The 247-nt window shown below is 52.6% G+C and carries 1 protein-coding gene; it reads right to left on the bottom strand.

The window, feature by feature from the left end; translation table 11 throughout:
* The coding region (locus tag Q4563_RS21685) for a cupin domain-containing protein (protein ID WP_303606003.1) at positions 1 to 231 on the bottom strand (231 nt) is incomplete at its 3' end.
* Between the last annotated feature and the right edge of the window lie 16 nt (positions 232 to 247).

Below are 247 nucleotides of genomic sequence, written 5' to 3'. Positions count from 1 at the left end.
GATAATTTGGTGAGCCGTTTCAGGCCCGCCTGGCGGGCAGGCAATAATATCACCCGCTTTAATGGGCTGGTGATTCTCCCCCAAGCGCAGCCGACCCTCGCCTTCCAGAATATAAAACATCTCCTCAGTCACCCGGTGACAGTGGTAGGGAAAGGCGCTCTTTCCAGGCTCCACTTCGGTCAGGTTATAACCTAACTTTTTCGACCCTAGTACCGGCCCGATAAAAGCCATTTGCGCACCATATTTT

The sequence above is a fragment of the Gilvimarinus sp. 1_MG-2023 genome (genome assembly GCF_030548285.1).
This window is presented reverse-complemented; position numbering and strand designations above follow the sequence as displayed.